A 20,467-nucleotide genomic window follows, 5' to 3' on the forward strand; every position below is an offset into this window, starting at 1 on the left:
ACCGTCAGCTGCCTCCGGAGAAAGTGAGCCACAGCAGGACCAGGTTGAGTGCCACGACGAGGACCACGCTGATGATGGCTGCGATTCGGAGGGCAGGGCCGTCGGCAAACCGGCCCATGAGGGCCTTGTTGCTGGTCAGCATCACCAGCGGGACCAGGACAAAGGGAATCCCGAAGCTGAGGACGACCTGGCTCAGGACCAGTGCCCAGGTGGGGTCGAAGCCCACCGCCAGCAGCACGACGGCGGGAATGAGGGTCACGACGCGCCGGGCCATGACGGGAATCCGGATCTTGAGCAGGCCCTGCATGATGGAGCCGCCGGCATAGCAGCCCACCGAGGTCGATGCCAGGCCGGAGGCGAGCAGCCCGACAGCGAAGACCACGCCGACGATCGGGCCGAGGTTGGCGGTGATGGCGGCGTGCGCGCCCTCGATTGTGTCCGTGCCCTCTTCGCCGCCGAGAGTGGAGGCGGCCAGGAGCAGCATGCCGATGTTGACCAGTCCGGCGATCGCGAGTGCGGCCACGACGTCGAACCGGGTGGCCCGGACCAGGCGCGCGATGGCTGCCGGGGGAACATGCAGGTGTTCGTCCGGCCGGTGCCGGTCCCGGGACAGGGCAGAGTGGACGTAGATGGCGTGCGGCATGACGGTGGCCCCGAGCATGCTGGCGGCCAAGAGGACAGTGTCCGGGCCCTGGAAGCCGGGCATGAGCCCGGCCAGGGCGGCCCCCGGATCTGGCGGGCTGATGAACAGCCCGGCCAGGAAGCCGATAGTGATGATGCCGAGGAGGAACATGATGATGAATTCGAACGGCCGCTGTTTCTGCCGGGCCTGGACGGCGAGCAGGAGCATGGAAACGGCACCGACAATCAAGGCGCCAAGGGGGAGCGGGAGGCCGAAAAGCAGGTACAGGGCGATAGCGCCGCCCACCACCTCAGCGAGGTCGGTGGCGGCGGCGACAACTTCGGCCTGCACCCAGAAAGCGCGGCGCCAGAACGGCTTAAGCCGTTCACCAAGGATCTCCGGAAGGCTCTTGCCCGTGACGATCCCGAGCTTGGCGGACTGGTACTGGACGAGGACGGCCATGACGTTGGCGGCCACGAGGACCCACACCAGCAGGTAGCCGTACTGCGCGCCGGCGGTCAGGTTGGCGGCCAAGTTTCCGGGGTCCACGTAGGCGATCGATGCCACGAACGCCGGCCCCAACAGGCCGATCAGCGCCCTGCGGGCACCCGGGTGTTTGTAGGTGGGGGCGAGGTCCTGCGCCGGTTGCCCGTGTCCTTTTACCTCCAGCACTGCCAGCTCCTGTGATTGGCGCGTCCGCGTTGACGCGATGATCGGCGCAGGCTGGAAAACAGCCGGCGTCAAAGTTCCATACGCCTACAAGTAATTATTAGGCATACCGAAACAATAAGCCCGGCGGGGCCTTGCATGCAATCCGGGAATCCGGGGGGAGCGGGCATCAGGCCCGGAATGCCCGCCACGTCTGGGTGAGGTAAGGCAGTCGGAGCACGTCGCCTGGGGTGTGCCCCAAGTGCTCGTGCAGGTACCAGGAGAGGTTGGCCATGACCTTGGCCCGGGTGGAGTCCGATGCCGCGAGGTAGTAGCTGCGGGACTTGGTCAGCTCCTGGATGTCCTCCGTGGTGACGGAATCCTCCCACCGCGTCACGTGGCTCTCCAGCCCGGTGAACTCGGGGCCCACAGCGGGGCGGAAGTGTGGTTTGAGGACGTCCCCCGCGTGCATGATCCGGGAGAGGCGGTGCACCCAGGGCACGCTGGTGTCCAGCTGGTTCCAGATCAGGCCCAGCACTCCGTGCGGCCGCAGGATCCGGGCAATCTCGATGCTGGCCAGGGCAGGGTCGCACCAGTGCCACGCCTGGGCGACCGTGACGAGGTCGAAAGACTCCGGCTCGAGACCGGAGTCCTCGGCGCTGCCCTCGATGGCGATGACGTCCGGCAGGGTCCGGCGCAACTGCTCGAGCATGTCGGCGGAGGGGTCCACAGCCACCGTGTCCAGTCCGCGTTCTGCCAGGAGCGCAGTGAACTTCCCGGTGCCGGCGCCAATGTCCGCGGCGTCCTTGGCCCCCGCCGGGACCAGCCAGCCGGCCGACTCCTGCGGATAGCCGGGGCGGACGCGTTCATAGTGTTCCCCGCCGTCCTGGAAGCTTTGCCCGAGTTCCTGGCGCCGCCCGCTGTGCAGCTTAGGTCCGCTGTGCAGCTTAGGTCCACTGTGCAGCCTGGCTTCACTGTGCAGCCTGGGGCCGGCGCTTGCCACGTGCGATCTCCTTCGGAAGGTCCTGCTTGTTTCAGGTACCTTTCGAATTTACCGCACCGGCGCCGGGCTCTGATCCTGCGCTAGTCCAGGGTGCAGGGCGCGGCGCCGGCGGTGCCCGGGGTGTTCGGCGCCCAATGGGGGTAGCTGCGGGTGTCGTTGGCCGGCACCCAGCGGCCGGCGTCCACCACGTAATCCCAGCCGAGTCCGTTCTGCCGCAGCTGCTGCAGGCCGGCCAGCAGGCGTTCGGCATCCTCCAGCCGCGAGCCCAGCCCGAAGCTGGCCCGCAGGGAGCCGGCGGGCAGGCCGAGCCGCTTGAGCAGCGGGTGGGCGCAGAATCGGCCGTCGCGCAGGCCAATGCCGTGTTCGGCCGACAGGTAGGCGGCCACCAGCCCGGCGTCGAAGCCTTCCACGGAAAAGTTCACGACGCCGATCGTGCCGGGGCCTGCCTGGCCGTCTTCGGGGGAAGAAACGGAAGGCGAATCGGCAAAGATCCGGTGCACGGTCACTCCGTCGATGCCCTGGAGGCCTTCGACGAGGAAGGACCGGATGGCGTCCTCGTGGCCCTGCCACTGCTCCGGGTCCAGGGCTGCAATGACCTGGGTGGCACGGGCGAGGGCCGCCGCGCCAAGGACGTTCGGCGAGCCGCCCTCGTGCCGGGCAGGTCCCGTGGTCCAGCTGACGGAGTCGAGCCGGGCGTCGCGGACAGCGCCGCCGCCGGCCAGGTGCGGGGTGCCGGCGTCGAGCCAGTCCGTCCGGCCCACCAGCACGCCCGCGCCGAACGGGGCGTACAGCTTGTGCCCAGAGAAGGCGAGGTAGTCGACGCCGTCCGCGGCGATGTTAATCCGCCGGTGCGGGGCCAGCTGCGCGGCGTCGACAGCGATCCTGGCGCCGTATTCGTGTGCCAGCGCGGCCAGGGTCCGGATCGGCAGGATCTCCCCGGTGACGTTCGAAGCCCCGGTGACGGCCAGCAGGCTGACATCGCCGCGCGCCAGCTCCTCGCGCAGGCGGTCCACCGTGGCCGCGAGGGTGGGGGCGGCCACGACGCTGCGGTGCGGGACATTCTGCCAGGGCAGGAGGTTGGCGTGGTGCTCGATGTCGAGGTAGACGACCTCGCCCGCGGGCCGCCCGTCGCGCAGCGGCAGGCAGCCCGCGAGCAGGTTCAGGGAATCGGTGGTGTTGCGGGTGAAGATCACGGAATCGTCCGGCCGGCCGCCCACGAAATCCCGCACGATGTCCCGGGCGTTCTCGTAGACGGACGTGCTGATCTGCGATGCGTAGCCGGCGCCGCGGTGCACGCTGGCGTAGTACGGCAGGATTTCGTTCAGGTAGGCCGAGACCACGGACAGGGCCGGGGCGGAGGCGCCGTAGTCGAGGTTGGCGTAGCGGGTGTGGCCGCCGGTGATCAGCGGCGCCTGGATTTCCGCCCCGGTGACGGCGGCCAGCGGGCGGGCCGCGAGGGCGAGGCGGCCATCAGCCTGCCCTGCAGAGTGTTCTGCACCGGCGGCATGGAATTCGGGGGCAACGGGGAAAATGGCAGTTGTCATGGGACCTCACTCGAACAGGACCCCACACCGTGGGAATCCGCGCTTGCCGGGTCCGTTCCGGACCGGCCAGGTCGTCACCCGGGGCACCCCACCGCGACTGGAGGGTTGCCGGCCAGCAAACCGGGGTTTAGCGCTGGCACTCGTGACCTGCATCGAGCGTAGGACATCCGCGCAGCCGGGGAAAAGGCGGCCGCCGATTGTGAAGCGGATTATTACGGGCGCGGCCAAAACGCGCTGTGGCCGAACAAACGGCGGCGGCGGCCCCGCAATGGGGGTCCGCCGCCGCCGTTTGTTCGATGAACCAGGGGCTTGGATCAGTGGTTTGGTTCAGTTGCTGGGGTGGGCCGGGAAGAGGTCGTCGAGACCGGGGTTGAGCCGCTTGAGGACTTCCGAGTGCAGGATCGAATTGGTGGCCAGGGCATTGCCGCCGAAGGGTCCGTCCTCGCCCTCGAGCGAGGTGAAGCGGCCGCCGGCCTCGGTCACGATCGGCACCAGGGCGGCCATGTCGTAGAGGTTCAGCTCGGGCTCGCAGGCGATGTCCACGGCACCCTCGGCCACGAGGCAGTAGGACCAGAAGTCACCGTAGGCGCGGGTCCGCCACACTTCCTCGGTCAGGCCCAGGAACTCATCCAGGTTCCCGCGTTCCTTCCAGCCGCCAAGGCTGGAGTAGGACAGCGAGGCGTCCTCGAGATTGGAGACATTGGATACCTTCAACCGTGTGGCGGCGGCGAGCGAGCGGCCCGTGTAGGCGCCCGCACCCTTGGCGGCCCACCAGCGCTTGCCCAGTGCCGGCGCGCTGACGACGCCGACCACCGGCTCGCCCTCATCGACGAGGGCGATCAGGGTGGCCCAGACCGGGACGCCGCGGACAAAGTTCTTGGTGCCGTCGATCGGGTCGATGATCCACCGGCGGGAACCGTGGCCCGAGCTGCCGAATTCCTCGCCCAGGACCGCGTCCCGCGGACGTGACCGGGAGAGCTGGCCGCGGATGGCCTCTTCCGCGGACTTGTCGGCATCGGTGACGGGTGTGAGGTCGGGCTTCGTCTCGATCCGAAGGTCGAGCGCCTTGAAGCGGCTCATGGTCTGGGAATCGACCGAATCTGCCAGTACATGGGCAAGGCGCAGGTCATCGTTGTAGCTCGAAGCGGGTTGGCTCATGGTTCCAAACTACCGTCAAACCGGGCTGCCGGGCGGGAGGCCGCGGCACGGTGCCGCAGCCCGGTTGCCGGGCCGGCTAGGAGACGGTGCCCAGTTCCTTGGTTTCCTGTGCTTCCATCCGCGGGTCCGTGCCCAGCAGCCGGCGCAGGGACGCGAGCCTGGCCGGTCCCGAGGGCCCCGCGTGCCCGGCCGCAACCCATTTGTCGACGCCGCAGTTGACGGCGGTGGAGTCATGCTTGCAGCCGCGTTCGCAGTCATCGGTTCCCGGTTCCAGGTCCGGGAAGGAACGCAGGATCCGGTCCGGGTCCACGTGGGCCAGGCCGAAGGACCGGATGCCGGGGGTGTCGATGATCCAGCTGCCCGCCGGGGCATCGTTGACCTTGAGCGCCAGTGCCGAGGAGGACGTGTGGCGGCCGCGGCCGGTTACCGCGTTCACGCCTCCCGTGGCCCGCTCGGCCCCGGTCAGGGCGTTGACCATGGTGGACTTGCCGACGCCGGAATGGCCCAGCATCACGGTGACCTTGCCGTCGAGGTAGTCGCGCAGCTGGGACACCGCGTCCTTGTCGAGCCGGGCGGAGAGCCCGTCGTCGGAGCGGGCGTCGATGCCGGAAGCGGCGGAGTCCGCGGTCTTGGAGATGATGACGGGAAAATCGAGGTGCTGGTAGTTGGACAGCAGCTCGGCGGGATCCTTGACGTCGGCCTTGGTGACGAGCAGCAGCGGCTCAATGCCGGCGTCGTACGCGGCCACCAGTGCGCGGTCGATAAAACCGGTCCGCGGCTCGGGGTTGGCGGCGGCGACCACCACCACCAGCTGGTCGGCGTTGGCTACGACGGCGCGTTCGATCGGGTCCGTGTCGTCGGCGCTGCGGCGCAACAGTGTCTTGCGGTCCTGGATCTTGACCAGCCGCGCGAGGGTGTCGGGCTCGCCGGTGACGTCGCCGACCAGGGAGACGAAGTCGCCGGCAACCACGGGGTTGCGGCGCAACTCCCGGGCGCGGGCCGCGATGATCTTGCGTTCGTCCGGGGTCCCTTCGCCGACGACGGCGGTGTAGCGGCCGCGGTCAACGGTGATGATGCGTCCGGTGACGGCGTCATCGTAGCTGGGCCGGTCCTTGGTGCGGGGGCGGGTGCCCTTCTTGTTCGGCCGGATCCGGACGTCGGACTCGTCCCAGGAATCAGTGCTGCGTGCCACCGGCGGTGTCCTCATCTGCGGCGGGTCCCTGTGCCAGCATCGCTTCCCAGAGTTGCGGGAAATCGGGCATGGTCTTGGCCGTGGTTGCGATGTCCTCGACCTCCACGCCGGGCACGGCAAGGCCGAGGATGGCGCCGGCGGTTGCCATGCGGTGGTCCGCGTAGCTGTGGACCACACCGCCGTGCAGCGCGGCCGGGCGGATGATGAGGCCGTCGGCGGTCTCTTCGGCGTCGCCGCCGAGGCGGTTGATTTCGGCGACGAGGGCGGCGAGCCGGTCCGTTTCGTGGCCGCGGAGGTGGGCGATGCCGCTGAGCCGCGAGGGGCCGGCGGCGAGGGCGCAGAGTGCGGCCACCGTGGGGGCGAGCTCGCTGGTCTCGTCGAAGTCGCCGCCCTTGATCTGCGGCCCTCCGCTGACGGTCAGGGTGCCGCCGTCCACTGTCACGGTGGCGCCCATGGCGGTCAGGATGCCGCGCCAGAGATCACCGACCTGGGTGGTTTCCGCGGGCCAGTTCGGGATCCGCACGGTGCCGCCGGTGGCCAGGGCCGCCGCGAGGAACGGGCCGGCGTTCGAGAGATCCTGCTCGATCCGGACGTCGAAGGCGCGGATCGGGCCGGGGGAGATAACCCAGTGGTTCGGCACCGAGTCATCGACCGCCACGCCCACGCCGCGCAGCACGGCCACGGTCATGTTGATGTGGTCCAGGCTCGGCACGGGCTTGCCGACATGTTCGAGGTGGAGTCCCTCGGTGAAGCGTGCCCCGGCCAGCAGCAGGGCGGAGACGAACTGGGACGAAGCGCTGGCATCGATGATCAGATGGCCGCCGCGCACCTCGCCCGTGCCGTGGACGGTGAACGGCAATGACGCCGCCGGACCGCCGTCGGGCGCGGTCACTGCCACACCCAGGCCGGCCAGGGCCTCGATGATGGTGCCCATGGGGCGTTTGCGGGCGTGCGGGTCGCCGTCGAAACGGGCCTCACCACGGCGCAGCGCCGCCACCGGAGGCACAAAGCGCATGACCGTGCCGGCCAGGCCGCAGTCGATCGCCGTGTCCGCCGCGGCGGCGTCCATGCTGATCGGGACGATTTCCAGGTCGGGGCCGAAGGCGCCGTCGCCGGGAACCTCCGTAACGGTGGCACCCAACTGCCGCAGGGCCTCAATCATCAGCGCGGAATCCCGGGAGTGGAGTGGGGCCCGCAGCCGGGACGGCCCGTCCGCGAGGGCGGCGAGCACGAGGTACCGGTTGGTCAGGGACTTGGATCCCGGAACGGTGACCGTGGCATCGACGGGCCGTGCGGCGAAGGGGGCGGACCAGTGCGGACCGCCGTTGGCAGGGTGGGACGGGGCGGCTGCTGAGGGGGTGGTGCCAGTCATTACCGTCTTAGGCTCCGGCAGAGTGGTCTACGGCCTTGCGGACGACTTTGTCGGCCTTCTTCAGCTGCTTGTTGGTGGTCTTGCGGGCATCGGCGGCGAGGTGTCCGGCGCTCTTCTTGGCATCCGCGGCCAGGTGCCCGGCGCGCCAGGCCAGGCTGGGCTTGCCGGCGGTATCGACCGCGGCGAGGAGCACGCCGCCGGTGAGGGAGACGTTTTTCAGGAGCTGTTTGCGGCGGGCGTCGCGGGCTTCCTTCGAGGAGATGTCCGCGCTGCGCCATTCGACGTAGCCGTTCAGGATCGAAATGACGGCGAGCAGGGTGGCCGCCAGCCGGGCGGACTTACCGAGGGCGAAGCAGAGGCCGGCACCGATCTGGGTGCCGCCGATCACGCGTGCCACGACTTTTTCATTCGGCTGGAACGGCAGGGCGTCCGCCGTGCGGCGCAACAGGGGGGACAGCTGGGCCGCAGTGTCATCCGCGTTCTTGAGCTTGTCCATGCCGGCGAGGACGAAACTGGAAGCGAGCATGGGCCGGGCGAGAAAGCGGACAAACGACATGAATTTCCTCCTGGATGGACGAACAGCGGCTTCACTGCGGGAGAACCGGTTCTAGTCTTGCACTTTTGCGGAATATTTGCCCGCAGGACGTGGTTGTGAAAGGCAGATCCCAGCAGGCTAACGAAGGCGGAGATTTGACTCTGGTCAAAGACAGGGCGGAACCGGAAGCCGGTTCCGGGCAATCATGGACCCTCGCGCTTCCGGCGGTTCCGGGTGCCCGGCGGAAGGTGACAGTAGACTTGAACGCAATGAGCACCATGGACCCGGCCGTTGCGGCCATGCACGAGGTTGCCGGAAACGACGCCACGCCCACCAAGACACCTGATGCCGGCGCGTCCGCCGCTTTGGAGACCGAGGTGGACGGGAAGCCCCTTGATGTCTCCACCGAGTCCGCGGAAGAGCGCCGGGTGCGCTTTGAACGTGACGCGATGCAGTACGTGGACCAGCTGTATTCGGCGGCCATGAGGATGGCCAGGAACCCCTCCGACGCCGAGGACCTGGTCCAGGAGGCGTATACAAAGGCGTTCTCCGCGTTCCACCAGTACAAGCCCGGAACCAATCTGAAGGCCTGGCTGTACCGCATCCTCACCAACACGTACATCAACCTGTACCGGAAGCGTCAGCGCGAGCCGCTGCAGTCGAATTCGGACACCATCGAGGACTGGCAGCTGGCCCGCGCCGAGTCGCATACGTCCTCGGGACTGCGATCGGCGGAGGCCGAGGCCCTCGACCACCTGCCCGATTCGGATGTGAAGCGCGCCCTCCAGTCGATTCCGGAGGAGTTCCGGCTGGCCGTGTACTTCGCCGACGTCGAGGGTTTCGCGTACAAGGAAATTTCAGACATCATGAACACCCCCATCGGGACCGTCATGTCCCGGCTGCACCGCGGCCGGAAGATGCTGCGGGACATGCTGGCGGACTATGCCGCCGAACGAGGATTCAGGGCCGCCACCGAGTCAAGCGCCGCGGCCGACAGCAACAAACAGGAGAACAGGAAATGAGCGACTGCCAGGGACTGGGCGATTGCGATGACGCCCGGATGCAACGTATCTATGAATATCTGGATGGTGCGCTCACGCGTGCGGACATCGCAGAGATCAAGGACCACCTGGACAGCTGCCCGGAGTGCCTGGAGCAGTACGACCTCGAATGTGTCATCCGCGTGATGGTCAAGCGTTCGTGCACCGAAGCGGCTCCGGAAAACCTCAAGAACTCCATCCTGGACCGGATTCACTCGATCCGGACCGTGGAAGCCTGAGCCGGCCTCTGGAGGCCTGAGCCGGCCCGACCGGCATAAACGAATGACCCCGGAATCCGTGCGGATTCCGGGGTCATTCGTTTAAAGCTGTCATTCCAAGCTTTGCTTAGGCGTTGGGGCGCTTACCGTGGTTCGCGCCGCCACGCTTACGGTCACGACGTTTACGTGCACGTTTGCTCATAGCTGGCCTCCTTAATCTTGGTACTCAAAAGAGCTGCCCTCAAGTCTCCCACATCGCGGCACCCGCCGCGAACCGGGGAACCCGCGCTACGGGCCGTGACGGGTTGGGCCCGATCTCAGCCCTCCAACGAATTACGGATCGAGATCCGGGCCTGGTCCAGCACGGTCCTGACGGTTTCGAGCGTGACGGCGGTGACGGGATGGCTCCCGGCGTGGCGCCGCAGTTCCACCCGCATGTCGTCGCGGAACGCCTGCACCAGCATTTCCGCCTCTTTCAGCCGCCGTTCGCCCTCCGGGGAGTACCACGGGCTACCCGCGCCGCCGGCGGTGCCTGTCCCTCCGGCAGAACCCGCGGCGCGGGCTGAGGTCCGGGCCGCCTCCGCCGTCGCCGCAAGGTCGGCCCGGAGGCCGCGCATGTTGACGCGGATGTCCTGGCGCAGGTTGTCGGCAAGCCGGCGGACTGACGCCGAGATGTCGTTCTCGACGCCGGCGAGTTCGTCCCGCCGGCTGTTCAGTTCCGTGAGGCCGGCCGGGGTGATGCTGTAGTTGGTGCGGCGGCCCTCGGTGCGGGTGGCCACGAGCCCTTCCTCTTCAAGCTTGCCCAGGCGGGGGTAGATGGTCCCGGCACTGGGGGAGTACGTACCGCCGAAACGCTCGCTGAGCGCCTTGATCAGCTCGTAGCCGTGCTTGGGGCCCGTTTCGAGCAGGGCGAGCAGGTACAGCCGCAGCGCCCCGTGGGCGAAGACGGGAGGCATCAGAGGGCCGTTTCGGTGTCCGGGCTGGGCTGGCCGTGGAAGAGTGAAGTTTTTCCCGAGACCGAGTTGGTCCGGACCAGCATCAGCTTGGCGTCCGGTCCCGCGATGGTCTGCACGGTGCCGCCGGGCTGGACGTACCTCGTGTCGTCGATGACCACCGCGCCGCTGGCGGACTTGGCAACGATGTCCACCCCGATGTCGTGCGGAAGCCGGATGGTGACGTCGCCGGAGACCGAATTGGCGCCGAAGTCATGGGTGAAGCCGTGCAGGTCGAAGTTCAGGTCGCCGCTGACGGTGTTCGCGCGGATGTTGCTGAATTCCCCCGAGGCCGTCACTTCGCCGGAGACGCTCTTGGCGGTCAGGACGCCGCGGTGGTTGCGGGCAATCACCTCGCCGCTGACCGTGTTGACCGACAGGTTCCCGGAGGTGCCGTCGGCCAGCACGGAGCCCGAGACGGTGTTGAGCCGGGTGTGGCCGCTGAGCCCGGAAACCATGCCGTCGCCGCTCACCGTCCCGGCCTCGACTTCGACGCCGGCCGGCAGGGCGATGCTGATGACCACCGAGTTGCTGCTGCCGTTGTTGACGGTGCTCATCAGGTTCTTGAACCAGCCCTGCGGGCCGTGCAGCTGGTGGCGGACTTCCAGGCGGCCGTTGACGACCGAAACCGACAGGGGATCGCCTTCGATTTCGGAGACCTCGATCCTGGCGACGTCCTCCTCATGGGTGACGATGTCGAAGCGGCCGCGGACAATCCCGAGTTTGAGGGAGTGGACGCCGTCGACGTCGATGGTCTGCGGGCCGGTCACGGTCCACGTGTTCTCTGACATGGTTCCTCCGGAATGGCGAAAGGGGCTGGACAACTAACGATATATCGCGACTATGGAGTCACGATATATCGCGCTTGCCGCCGGGTCAAGATATATCGCGAAATTCCGTGGACGGTGGCCCGGGCACGGCTGGCTGCTGCTTGCCCCTGCTGTCCGCCTATTCCGGGGCGTCCAGGCCCAGCCACTGGAACCAGCCGCGGTGCAGCACGAGCCAGGCCATGAGCCCATAGCCGGCCTGGCCGGGCGTTCCGCCGTTGGCCGCGAGGTCCTGGCGCCACTGCTCGTGGTTCAGCAGCGGCGAGAACGTGTCGACATAGAGGTGCTTCCGGCGCGTCGTGACGTCGGCGAAGGCGGTGTTGAGTTCGCCGAGCCTGCGGTTCTGTGTGGGGTCAAGGGTGGGCGGCGGGCCCACGACGAAGACCTCGATCTTGTTCTGGGAAGCGGAGTCCAGGATGTTGGCCAGGTTCAGGCGGCTGCGGGCCGTGGACAGGCCGAACTCAATGTCGCGTCCTGACAGGCCGATCACCAGGCGGTTTTCGTGGTGGTTCCCGAAGCGCCGGCCCGCTTCCTCGAGCCAGCGGGCTGCGATGCCCTCGGTGCCCTCTTCCGGGCATGGCAGGGAGTAGCACTCCAGGGCAACACTGTCCTGCGGCGTGCGGGCCAGGACCCGGCCCAACCAGCCCAAGGCGCGCGGATCACCAAGCCCGGCCAACAGCTCGTCCCCAACGGCCGCGATCCGCAGCTTCCGATCTTCCACGACTACCTCTTCACTTCAACGCTGTCCAACAAGCTGACCACTAATAGTCCATTAAACAGAACCGCCCGGCCGGAGTGTTGTGTTTCAGTCTCCGGCCGGGCAGCAATGCCGCTATTTACGAGCGAATGCCTGCTTCAGCAGGGCGTCCTGTTCTGCCGCGTGGCGCTTCATCGACCCTGCCGCGGTGGAGGCCGAGGCGGGGCGGGAGATGAGGCGGACCCGGCGGTCCAGGGCATCCGGCAGGTTCAGGCCGATGAACGGCCACGGACCCTGGTTAGCCGGTTCGTCCTGTGCCCAGACCACTTCGGCGTTCGGGTACTTGGCCAGCTCGGCGGCGATCTCGTCGGCCGGCAGCGGGTACAGCTGCTCGACGCGGACGATCGCCGTGGTCTTGTTCTCGGTCTTCTGCCGGGTGGACAGCAGATCGTAGTACAGGCGTCCGGAGACCAGCAGCACGCGTTCGACGGCGTCGGCCTGCAGCTGCGCGTGCTCCGGAATGACCGGGCGGAACGAGCCGGTGGTGAAGTCCTCCACCGAGGACGCGGCGGCCTTGAGGCGGAGCAGCTGCTTGGGCGTGAAGATGATGAGCGGCTTGCGCGGCCTGCTGTACGCCTGGCGGCGCAGCAGGTGGAAGTGCGAGGCCGACGTCGTGGGGTTGGCCACGATCATGTTCTCTTCGGCGCACATCTGCAGGAAACGCTCGATGCGGGCGGAGGAGTGGTCCGGACCCTGGCCCTCGTAGCCGTGCGGCAGCATGAGAACCAGCGAGGACCGCTGGCCCCATTTCTGCTCGGCCGAGGAGATGAACTCATCGATGATGGTCTGCGCGCCGTTGACGAAGTCACCGAACTGCGCTTCCCAGAGCACCAAAGCATCCGGGCGTTCCACCGAGTAACCGTATTCGAAGCCCATGGCGGCGTATTCGGACAGCAGCGAATCATAGATCCACAGCTTCGCCTGGTTGTCCGACAGGTGGGACAGCGGCAGCCACTCGTCGCCGTTGGCGCGGTCGTGGAAGACGGCGTGGCGCTGCACGAAGGTGCCGCGGCGCGAGTCCTGGCCGGCGAGCCGGACGGGGACGCCTTCCATGATGAGCGAGCCGAACGCGGCCAGTTCACCAAAGCCCCAGTCGATGCCGCCTTCGCGGGACATCGCCTCGCGCTTCTCCAGCAGCTGCTTGAGCTTGGCGTGGACGGTGAAGCCGTCCGGGATATCGGTGTGTGCCTTGCCGATGCGGGCCAGGGTCTCCGCGGAGATCGCGGTGGAGACTGGCGCGCTGACGCCGGAATCGGACTGCTGGGCCATGGGGCGTTCGAGGTCCGATACCGCGGCCGAATCGGCCGTGATGATCGGGATCGGGGACGTCTGGGCCGCGTGGGTTTCCGCGAAGACGCGTTCCAGGCGTTCCTGGTAGTCCCGCAGCAGCTGCTCGGCTTCTTCCTCGGTGATGTCACCGCGGCCGATCAGCGATTCGGTGTACAGCTTGCGGACCGAGCGCTTGGCCTCGATCAGGTTGTACATCAGCGGCTGGGTCATCGAGGGGTCGTCGCCCTCGTTGTGGCCGCGGCGGCGGTAGCAGACCATGTCGATGACAACGTCCTTGTGGAAACGCTGACGGAACTCGTAGGCAAGCTGTCCGATGCGGACCACGGCCTCCGGGTCATCGCCGTTCACGTGGAACACCGGTGCCTGGATCATCTTGGCGACGTCCGTGGAGTACGTGGAGGAACGCGAGGACGACGGCGCGGTGGTGAAGCCGACCTGGTTGTTGACCACGATGTGGATGGTGCCGCCGGTGCGGTAACCGCGCAGCTGGGAGAGGTTGAGCGTTTCCGCGACGACGCCCTGGCCTGCGAAGGCGGCGTCGCCGTGCACCATGATCGGCAGCACGGGGAACGCCTCGCCCTGGTCCAGGCGGTCCTGCTTGGCGCGGACGATGCCTTCGAGGACGGAGTCGACGGCCTCGAGGTGGGACGGGTTCGCAGCGAGGTAGACCTTGGTCTCCTTGCCGTTGTCCGAGGTGAAGGTGCCCTCGGTGCCCAGGTGGTACTTGACGTCGCCGGAGCCCTGCACGGAGCGCGGGTCCTGGGTGCCCTCGAATTCGCGGAAGACCTGCGCGTAGGTCTTGCCCGCGATATTGGTCAGCACGTTGAGCCGGCCACGGTGGGCCATGCCGATCGCCACTTCGTCGAGTTCGTCGTCGGCGGCGTCGGAGATGATCGCGTCCAGCAGCGGGATCAGGGACTCGCCGCCTTCGAGCGAGAAGCGCTTCTGGCCGACGAACTTCGTCTGCAGGAAGGTCTCGAAGGCCTCGGCGGCGTTGAGCTTGGAGACGATGCGCAGCTGCTCGTCGCGGCTCGGCTTCGAGTACGGGTGCTCCAGCTGGTCCTGGAACCACTTGCGCTCGGCCGGGTCCTGGATGTGCATGTATTCGATGCCGGCGGTGCGGCAGTAGGCATCACGGAGAACGCCGAGGATGTCGCGGAACTTGAGCATCGGCCTGCCGCCGAAGCCGCCGGTGGGCCACTCGCGGTCCAGGTCCCACAGGGTCAGGCCGTAGGTCAGGACATCGAGGTCCGGGTGCTTGCGCTGGACGTACTCGAGCGGATCGGTGTCCGCCATGAGGTGGCCGCGCACGCGGTAGGCGTGGATCAGCTGCTGGATCCGGGCAACCTTGTTGATCTCGTCGGCCGGGTCCACCTGCAGGTCCGGGCTCCAGCGCACGGGCTCGTAGGGGATACGCAGGGACTCGAAGATCTCGTCGTAGAAGTTCTGCGCGCCCAGCAGGAGCTGGTGCACGAGCTTGAGGAACTCGCCGCTGCCGGCACCCTGGATGACGCGGTGGTCATAGGTGGAGGTCAGCGTGAGGACCTTGCTGATCGCGTTCTGCGCGATGATCTTCTCGCTGGCACCCTGGAACTCGGCCGGGTAGTCCAGCGCGCCGACGCCGATGATGGCGGCCTGGCCCTTGGACAGGCGCGGCACCGAGTGCACGGTGCCGATGCCGCCGGGGTTGGTCAGGGACACGGTGGTGCCGGAGTGGTCGTCCGCGGTCAGCTTGCCGTTGCGGGCGCGCTTGATCAGGTCCTCGTAGGTGTGCCAGAACTCGGAGAAGTTGAGGGTCTCCGCCTTCTTGATGTTCGGGACCATGAGCAGGCGGGTGCCGTCGGGCTTGGGCATGTCGATCGCGATGCCGAAGTTCACATGCGCCGGCTGGACAGCCACCGGCTTGCCGTCAATCTCGTCGTAGTAGACGTTCATCGACGGGAACTGGGACAGGGCCCGGATGACGGCGTAGCCGATCAGGTGCGTGAAGGAGACCTTGCCGCCGCGGGCGCGGGCCAGGTTGGAGTTGATGACCACGCGGTTGTCGATCAGGAGCTTCGCCGGGATGGCGCGGACGCTCGTGGCGGTCGGCACTTCCAGGCTGGTGACCATGTTCGAGGCAATGGCCTTGGCCGGGCCGCGCAGGACCGAGACGACGTCTTCTTCGGGTGCCGTCGGGGCCTTGAGGTTCTTGGGCAGCTGCGCCGGGATCGGCGCGGTGCCGGGGCCGGCGTCGGAAGTCTTGGAACCGTCCCGGGCGACGGTGGCCGGGGCTTTCTTGGCTGCGGGCGCGGCCGGTGCGGGCGCAGCCGTGGCGGCGGGAGCTGCGGGGGCCGCGGGCGCTGCCGGCGCAGGTGCTGCCGGAGCGGCGGTGGGCGCTACAACGGGAAGTTCACGGGTGGCAGGATGCACAGCTGTCGCGGTGCCGGACGTTCCGTTGGCGGGAGAGGCGTCACTAGCTTCGAAGGATTCGAACAGGGGCCACCACTTGGAGTCGACCGTGTTCTTGTCCTGCTGGTAACGCTCATACAGTTCGTCAACGAGCCACTCGTTTCCGCCAAATTCCTCTGGTAGACGGTGGCTAGGCTGCTCTGGCACTTGAAATACGCCTCTTCCATGAGTTTGATTCCCTCTGGCTTCCACGGTGCCTCGGCACAACGATTGAGCCAGTCTCTGCGTCCAGTGAACCCAGACCCATGCCAGTCTAGTGACGATCCTTACCAAACCGCCAATAAGCGTGACCCAAATCATGATCGGCCCCGGCAGCCACTGAAATACAGAGAAGAAGAGTCGCAGAATCGGCCCGGATTCGGCCCGAACGCGGTGGCCTGCGCGGTGGCCTGCGCGGGGCCCTGCACGGGGCCGGAGTCCGTGCCGGAAGCGGTGCCGGAGGCGGTGCCGGCCCCGTCGGATTCCGCCCTAGAATCAAAAGAGAACCCGTATGTCGCCGACGGTGCCAGCCGCGGGTGCCAGCAAAGGAGCAGCAGTGCGTTTCCTGAATGAGCCCACCACCGATCTGACCTACTCGGACCTCTTCCTGGTCCCGTCCCGGTCCGATGTCACCTCGCGCCTGGACGTCGACCTCGCGGCCGACGACGGGACCGGCTCGGCGATCCCGCTAGTGGCGGCGAACATGACGGCGGTCACGGGGAAGCGGATGGCCGAGACCATGGCCCGCCGCGGCGGCCTTGGGGTCCTGCCGCAGGACGTCCCGCTCGATGTCATCCGTGATGTCACGGCCTGGATCAAGGGACGCCACCCGGTCCTCGAGACCCCCGTCACGCTCGCGCCCACGGACACCGTCATTGATGCCCTCCACCTGATGGGCAAGCGGCCGCACGGGGCCGTCGTGGTGGTGGACGACTCCGGCGCGGTCACCGGTGTTGTCCGCGCCACCGACTGCGAGGGCCAGGACCGTTTCGCGTCGCTGGCCTCCGTCATCCGCCACCAGCCGCTGGTGCTCGACGCCGGACCGCTCGCCGGCGGCTTGTTTGGGGGCGGATCGGCGGCCGATGCTGCGCAGGCCCTCCGCCGCGCCTTTGAAGCGATGGACGCCGCCGGGACCGACTTCGCGCCGGTGCAGCAGGACGGCGTCCTGGCCGGCGTGCTCACCCGTAAGGGCGCCCTGCGCTCCACGCTCTACCGGCCGTCCCTGGACGACGACGGCAGGCTGAAGGTCGCCGCCGCCGTCGGAATCAACGGTGACGTGGCCGGGCGGGCCGCCGAGTTGCTGGCGGCCGGCGTGAACGTGCTGGTCCTCGACACCGCACACGGCCACCAGCAGAAAATGTTCGATGCCCTGGCCGCCGTGAAGGGCCTCAACCCCGGCGTGCCGGTGGTCGCCGGCAACGTCGTCACCGGTGACGCCACGCGTGAGCTCATCGAGGCCGGGGCGGACATCGTCAAGGTGGGGGTGGGCCCGGGCGCCATGTGCACCACGCGCATGATGACGGCCGTGGGCCGCCCGCAGTTCAGCGCCGTCCTGGAATGCTCCGCCGCGGCCCGGGAAGCCGGCGGCCGGGTATGGGCCGACGGCGGGGTCCGCTACCCGCGCGACGTCGCCCTGGCCCTGGCCGCCGGGGCCAGCCAGGTCATGATCGGCTCCTGGTTTGCCGGCACGCACGAGAGCCCCGGAGACCTGCAGCTCGATGCCTCGGGCCGGCAATACAAGGAGAGCTTCGGCATGGCGTCCGCCCGGGCGGTTCAGAACCGCAACCAACGCGAGGGCGCCTTTGAAAAGGACCGCAAGGCCCTCTTCGAGGAGGGCATCTCCACCTCCCGCATGTACGTCGACGCGGCGCGGCCCGGCGTCGAGGACCTGCTGGACATGATCACCGCGGGCCTGCGCAGTTCCATGAGCTACGCCGGCGCTGCCGATCTCGCCGCTTTCCGGGAACGTGCCGTGGCAGGCATCCAGTCCGCGGCCGGGTACGAGGAGGGCCGGCCCGTCCCGCAGAGCTGGTGAATCCGGCGCGGCCGGTGGGGCCGGCGGTCGGGGGCTGGCGGCGGCTGCTCCTGTAGACTGAAACTCTTATGGACAGTAAATCTAGGTGCCGGCCTGGGGGCTGTCAGCGGAATACGGAAACCGTTCCCGCGCAGTCCACCCGCAGAGCCGGCAAACCCCGTTCACGCGCCCATCATTCTCCGGCCGCACGCCATTCCGGAGCTTTCCAGGAAACAGGGTCGGTCGCCGCCGACCATCCTCCGCCAGGCAGGGTCTTCCAGCACTTACGTCCCCTGCAGCGGCACGTGCCACGCGCTGCTGCGGAAGCAGGCCGCTAGATGGAATGGCTACTCCTCGCAGCAGGCCTCCTGCTCATCCTCGGCACCGGCTTCTTTGTTGCCGTGGAATTTTCCCTGGTCGCCTTGGACCAGGCCACTGTGCAGCGGGCCGTTGACACCGGCGACACCGCCGCCGAGCCTCTGCTCAAATGTCTCAAGTCGCTCTCCACCCAGCTCTCCAGCTGCCAGCTGGGCATCACCATGACAACGCTGCTGACCGGCTATGTCATGGAACCGTCCGTGGGCAAGCTGCTCGAGGGTCCCCTCACCGCGCTCGGCGTCCCGCCGGCGGCGGCTGCCTCGCTGTCCCTGGTCCTGGCGATGGCGGTGGCCACCTTGCTCTCCATGGTGATCGGCGAGCTGGTGCCCAAGAACATGGCCATCGCGCTGTCCTTTCCGATCGGCAAGGCCGTGGCCCGGCCCCAGCTGGTGTTCACCGCCATCTTCAAGCCCGCCATCGTGGTGCTCAACGGCTTCTCCAACAAGGTCCTCAACGTCTTCGGTCTGGAGGCCAAGGAGGAAATCTCCGGCGCCCGCACCCCGGCCGAGCTGGCCTCGCTTGTGCGCCGCTCCGCGGCCATGGGCACTCTCGACGCCGGAACGGCCAACTTCATCGCCCGGACCCTGAAGTTCTCCGGGCGGACCGCCGCGGACGTCATGACCCCCCGCATCCGCGTGGAGACCATCGACGCCGACCAGCCGGTCTCGGATATCGTCGAGGCCGCCAAGCGGACCGGATACTCCCGGTTCCCCGTGATCGGCGAGTCCTCCGATGACATCCGCGGCGTAGTCCACATCAAGAAGGCCATCGCCGTGCCCGCGGACCGCCGCGCCAAGCTGCAGGCGGGAGCCATCATGACCGATGTGCTCCGGGTCCCCGAAACCATCCACCTGGACGCCCTCCTCGCCGAACTGCGCGAGGGCAATCTGCAACTGGCCGTCGTCCTGGATGAATACGGCGGAACCGCCGGTATCACCACGCTCGAGGACCTCGTGGAGGAAATCGTCGGGGAAGTGGCCGATGAGCATGACAAGGTCCGGCCCGGCCTGCTCCAAAGCGCCTCGGGGGACTGGTATTTCCCGGGCCTGCTCCGGCCCGATGAACTCTCCGAACAGATCCCGGGCTTGACCGTGCCCGACGAGGCTGCCTATGAAACGGTGGGAGGCTACGTCATGAGCCAGCTCGGCCGCATTGCGGCAGTCGGCGACACAGTCGACGTCGTCGGCGGGACACTCAGCGTGACCCGCATGGACGGCCGCCGGATCGACCGGATCTGTTTCCGGCCCATCCGGGTGTCCGGCGACGGCCAGCCCGCCAGCCAGGCAGGTGCCGCATGAGCGACTGGGCGGGAATCCTGTGGCTTGCGTTCCTCCTGGTGGGCAACGCCTTCTTCGTGGCAGCCGAATTCGCCGTCATGTCGGCCCGCCGCAGCCAGATCGAGCCGCTGGCCGAGGCAGGTTCCAAGCGCGCCCAGACCACGCTGCGGGCGATGGAAAACGTTTCCCTCATGCTCGCCTGCGCCCAGCTCGGCATCACCGTCTGCTCGCTGCTGATCCTGCAGGTGGCCGAGCCCGCGATCCACCACCTCCTGGCCGTGCCGCTGGAAGCGGTGGGTGTCCCCATGGAGGTCGCCGACATTGTGGCCTTCGCCGTCGCCCTGCTCTTGGTGACGTTCCTGCACGTCACCTTCGGTGAAATGGTGCCCAAGAACATCTCCGTGTCCGTCGCGGACAAGGCGGCGCTGCTGCTGGCGCCGCCGCTGATGTTCATCGGGCGGCTCGTCAGACCCGTCATTGCCGCGCTTAACTGGTCCGCGAACCACATCCTGAAGCTGATGCGGATTGAGCCGAAGGACGAGGTGACCTCCACCTTCACCCTTGAAGAAGTGCAGTCGATCGTGCAGGAATCCACCCGCCACGGACTCGTGGACGACGACGCCGGACTCATCACCGGAGCGCTCGAGTTTTCCGAACACACCGCGTCCCATGTCATGGTTCCGCTGGGCAAACTCGTCATGCTCAAGGCGGCCACCACGCCGGTCGAATTCGAAAAGGCAGTGAGCCGGACCGGGTTCTCGCGGTTTCCGATGCTCGACGACGACGGCATGCTGGCCGGCTACCTCCACATCAAGGACGTGCTGTCCATCCCGGACGCCGGGTACCACCAGCCAATTGCCGAAAGCCGCATCCGGTCGCTGGCGAACCTCGCCATGGACGACGAAATTGAGCAGGCCATGTCCGTCATGCAGCGCACGGGCTCGCACTTGGCCCGCGTGATCGGACCCGACGGGCTGACCCAGGGAGTGCTGTTCCTCGAAGACGTGATCGAGCAGCTCGTCGGCGAAATCCGGGACGCGACGCAGGCCACCGGCTACCGCAGGCTGGGCCAAGACCAGTAGCGGGCACCCAGTAACGGACGGCCCAGTAGCAGACAGCCCCGTAACGGACAGGTGGCAGTACGGCACGACGTGTATCCCTAAATAGGAA

Annotated in this window: 17 protein-coding genes and 1 riboswitch; of the genes, 5 read left to right on the plus strand and 12 right to left on the minus strand. The window is 67.6% G+C overall.

Translation table 11 applies throughout. The features are described 5' to 3' along the window. Positions 1–4 precede the first annotated feature (4 nt). The 7 genes from C566_RS0115560 to C566_RS0115590 all read right to left on the minus strand — a co-directional run bounded on the left by C566_RS0115560 (position 5) and on the right by C566_RS0115590 (position 8,095). On the minus strand, positions 5–1,294 hold the full coding sequence (locus tag C566_RS0115560; RefSeq protein ID WP_018775279.1) for an Nramp family divalent metal transporter: 1,290 nt from the start codon (positions 1,292–1,294) through the stop codon (positions 5–7). Between the two features lie 166 nt (positions 1,295–1,460). Beyond that, a complete protein-coding gene (locus tag C566_RS0115565; protein ID WP_018775280.1) occupies positions 1,461–2,273 on the minus strand; it encodes a class I SAM-dependent methyltransferase in 813 nt (270 codons plus the stop codon). A gap of 80 nt (positions 2,274–2,353) precedes the next feature. Continuing rightward, positions 2,354–3,817, minus strand: coding sequence for an aminotransferase class V-fold PLP-dependent enzyme (locus C566_RS0115570; RefSeq protein WP_018775281.1), 1,464 nt, complete (start codon positions 3,815–3,817; stop codon positions 2,354–2,356). Between the two features lie 34 nt (positions 3,818–3,851). After that, positions 3,852–3,965, minus strand: a riboswitch (SAM riboswitch). Between the two features lie 179 nt (positions 3,966–4,144). Beyond that, positions 4,145–4,975, minus strand: a complete 831-nt coding sequence (hisN, locus tag C566_RS0115575; protein WP_018775282.1) for a histidinol-phosphatase — start codon at positions 4,973–4,975, stop codon at positions 4,145–4,147. Positions 4,976–5,051: 76 nt separating this feature from the next. Further along, complete coding sequence (gene rsgA / locus C566_RS0115580; protein WP_018775283.1) at positions 5,052–6,167, minus strand: ribosome small subunit-dependent GTPase A; 1,116 nt, start codon at positions 6,165–6,167, stop codon at positions 5,052–5,054. Next, complete coding sequence (aroA, locus tag C566_RS0115585; protein WP_018775284.1) at positions 6,151–7,539, minus strand: 3-phosphoshikimate 1-carboxyvinyltransferase; 1,389 nt, start codon at positions 7,537–7,539, stop codon at positions 6,151–6,153. Before aroA ends, rsgA begins: the two co-directional genes overlap by 17 nt. Positions 7,540–7,546: 7 nt before the next feature. Beyond that, complete coding sequence (locus C566_RS0115590; protein ID WP_018775285.1) at positions 7,547–8,095, minus strand: DoxX family protein; 549 nt, start codon at positions 8,093–8,095, stop codon at positions 7,547–7,549. Positions 8,096–8,343: 248 nt separating this feature from the next. On the opposite strand from C566_RS0115590, the gene C566_RS0115595 reads away from it, so the two are divergent. Further along, a complete protein-coding gene (locus C566_RS0115595) occupies positions 8,344–9,096 on the plus strand; it encodes a sigma-70 family RNA polymerase sigma factor (protein ID WP_018775286.1) in 753 nt (250 codons plus the stop codon). Continuing rightward, positions 9,093–9,353 carry a mycothiol system anti-sigma-R factor gene (gene rsrA, locus C566_RS0115600; protein ID WP_018775287.1) on the plus strand — a complete coding sequence of 87 codons (261 nt, stop codon included), beginning with the start codon at positions 9,093–9,095 and terminating at the stop codon, positions 9,351–9,353. Before C566_RS0115595 ends, rsrA begins: the two co-directional genes overlap by 4 nt. Before the next feature lie 106 nt (positions 9,354–9,459). Here rsrA and C566_RS23480 read toward each other — a convergent pair whose 3' ends face one another. From C566_RS23480 to C566_RS0115620, 5 genes are all read right to left on the minus strand, one after another. Further along, positions 9,460–9,534, minus strand: a complete 75-nt coding sequence (locus C566_RS23480) for a 50S ribosomal protein bL37 (RefSeq protein ID WP_104061284.1) — start codon at positions 9,532–9,534, stop codon at positions 9,460–9,462. Between the two features lie 115 nt (positions 9,535–9,649). Then, the gene (locus C566_RS0115605; protein WP_018775288.1) at positions 9,650–10,288 is read right to left on the minus strand and encodes a PadR family transcriptional regulator; all 639 of its coding nucleotides are present in this window, start codon (positions 10,286–10,288) and stop codon (positions 9,650–9,652) included. Next, positions 10,288–11,115, minus strand: a complete 828-nt coding sequence (locus tag C566_RS0115610; RefSeq protein ID WP_018775289.1) for a DUF4097 family beta strand repeat-containing protein — start codon at positions 11,113–11,115, stop codon at positions 10,288–10,290. Before C566_RS0115610 ends, C566_RS0115605 begins: the two co-directional genes overlap by 1 nt. 157 nt (positions 11,116–11,272) lie before the next feature. After that, positions 11,273–11,872, minus strand: a complete 600-nt coding sequence (locus C566_RS0115615) for a GDSL-type esterase/lipase family protein (RefSeq protein WP_018775290.1) — start codon at positions 11,870–11,872, stop codon at positions 11,273–11,275. A 111-nt stretch (positions 11,873–11,983) separates the two neighbouring features. After that, entirely contained in the window at positions 11,984–15,796 is a 3,813-nt protein-coding gene (locus tag C566_RS0115620; RefSeq protein WP_018775291.1) for a multifunctional oxoglutarate decarboxylase/oxoglutarate dehydrogenase thiamine pyrophosphate-binding subunit/dihydrolipoyllysine-residue succinyltransferase subunit, read from the minus strand. A 388-nt stretch (positions 15,797–16,184) separates the two neighbouring features. On the opposite strand from C566_RS0115620, the gene C566_RS0115625 reads away from it, so the two are divergent. From C566_RS0115625 to C566_RS0115635, 3 genes are all read left to right on the plus strand, one after another. Then, the gene (locus C566_RS0115625; RefSeq protein ID WP_018775292.1) at positions 16,185–17,663 is read left to right on the plus strand and encodes a GuaB1 family IMP dehydrogenase-related protein; all 1,479 of its coding nucleotides are present in this window, start codon (positions 16,185–16,187) and stop codon (positions 17,661–17,663) included. A 317-nt stretch (positions 17,664–17,980) separates the two neighbouring features. Beyond that, positions 17,981–19,318 (plus strand): hemolysin family protein, encoded by a 1,338-nt coding sequence (locus C566_RS0115630; protein WP_018775293.1) that lies wholly within the window; start codon positions 17,981–17,983, stop codon positions 19,316–19,318. Continuing rightward, complete coding sequence (locus tag C566_RS0115635) at positions 19,315–20,379, plus strand: hemolysin family protein (protein WP_018775294.1); 1,065 nt, start codon at positions 19,315–19,317, stop codon at positions 20,377–20,379. The genes C566_RS0115630 and C566_RS0115635 overlap by 4 nt, the downstream gene beginning before the upstream one ends. Positions 20,380–20,467 lie beyond the last annotated feature (88 nt).

This window comes from Arthrobacter sp. 131MFCol6.1 (genome assembly GCF_000374925.1).
GTDB lineage: Bacteria > Actinomycetota > Actinomycetes > Actinomycetales > Micrococcaceae > Arthrobacter.

What these genes read in the sequence shown, in the direction of transcription:
- C566_RS0115630 (WP_018775293.1), top strand. Translation starts at nt 17,981, where the DNA reads ATGGAATGGCTACTCCTCGCAGCAGGCCTCCTGCTCATCCTCGGCACC.
- C566_RS0115595 (WP_018775286.1), top strand. Translation starts at nt 8,344, where the DNA reads ATGAGCACCATGGACCCGGCCGTTGCGGCCATGCACGAGGTTGCCGGA.
- hisN (WP_018775282.1), bottom strand. Translation starts at nt 4,975, where the DNA reads ATGAGCCAACCCGCTTCGAGCTACAACGATGACCTGCGCCTTGCCCAT.
- aroA (WP_018775284.1), bottom strand. Translation starts at nt 7,539, where the DNA reads ATGACTGGCACCACCCCCTCAGCAGCCGCCCCGTCCCACCCTGCCAAC.
- rsrA (WP_018775287.1), top strand. Translation starts at nt 9,093, where the DNA reads ATGAGCGACTGCCAGGGACTGGGCGATTGCGATGACGCCCGGATGCAA.
- C566_RS0115610 (WP_018775289.1), bottom strand. Translation starts at nt 11,115, where the DNA reads ATGTCAGAGAACACGTGGACCGTGACCGGCCCGCAGACCATCGACGTC.
- C566_RS0115590 (WP_018775285.1), bottom strand. Translation starts at nt 8,095, where the DNA reads ATGTCGTTTGTCCGCTTTCTCGCCCGGCCCATGCTCGCTTCCAGTTTC.
- C566_RS0115605 (WP_018775288.1), bottom strand. Translation starts at nt 10,288, where the DNA reads ATGCCTCCCGTCTTCGCCCACGGGGCGCTGCGGCTGTACCTGCTCGCC.
- C566_RS0115635 (WP_018775294.1), top strand. Translation starts at nt 19,315, where the DNA reads ATGAGCGACTGGGCGGGAATCCTGTGGCTTGCGTTCCTCCTGGTGGGC.
- C566_RS0115570 (WP_018775281.1), bottom strand. Translation starts at nt 3,817, where the DNA reads ATGACAACTGCCATTTTCCCCGTTGCCCCCGAATTCCATGCCGCCGGT.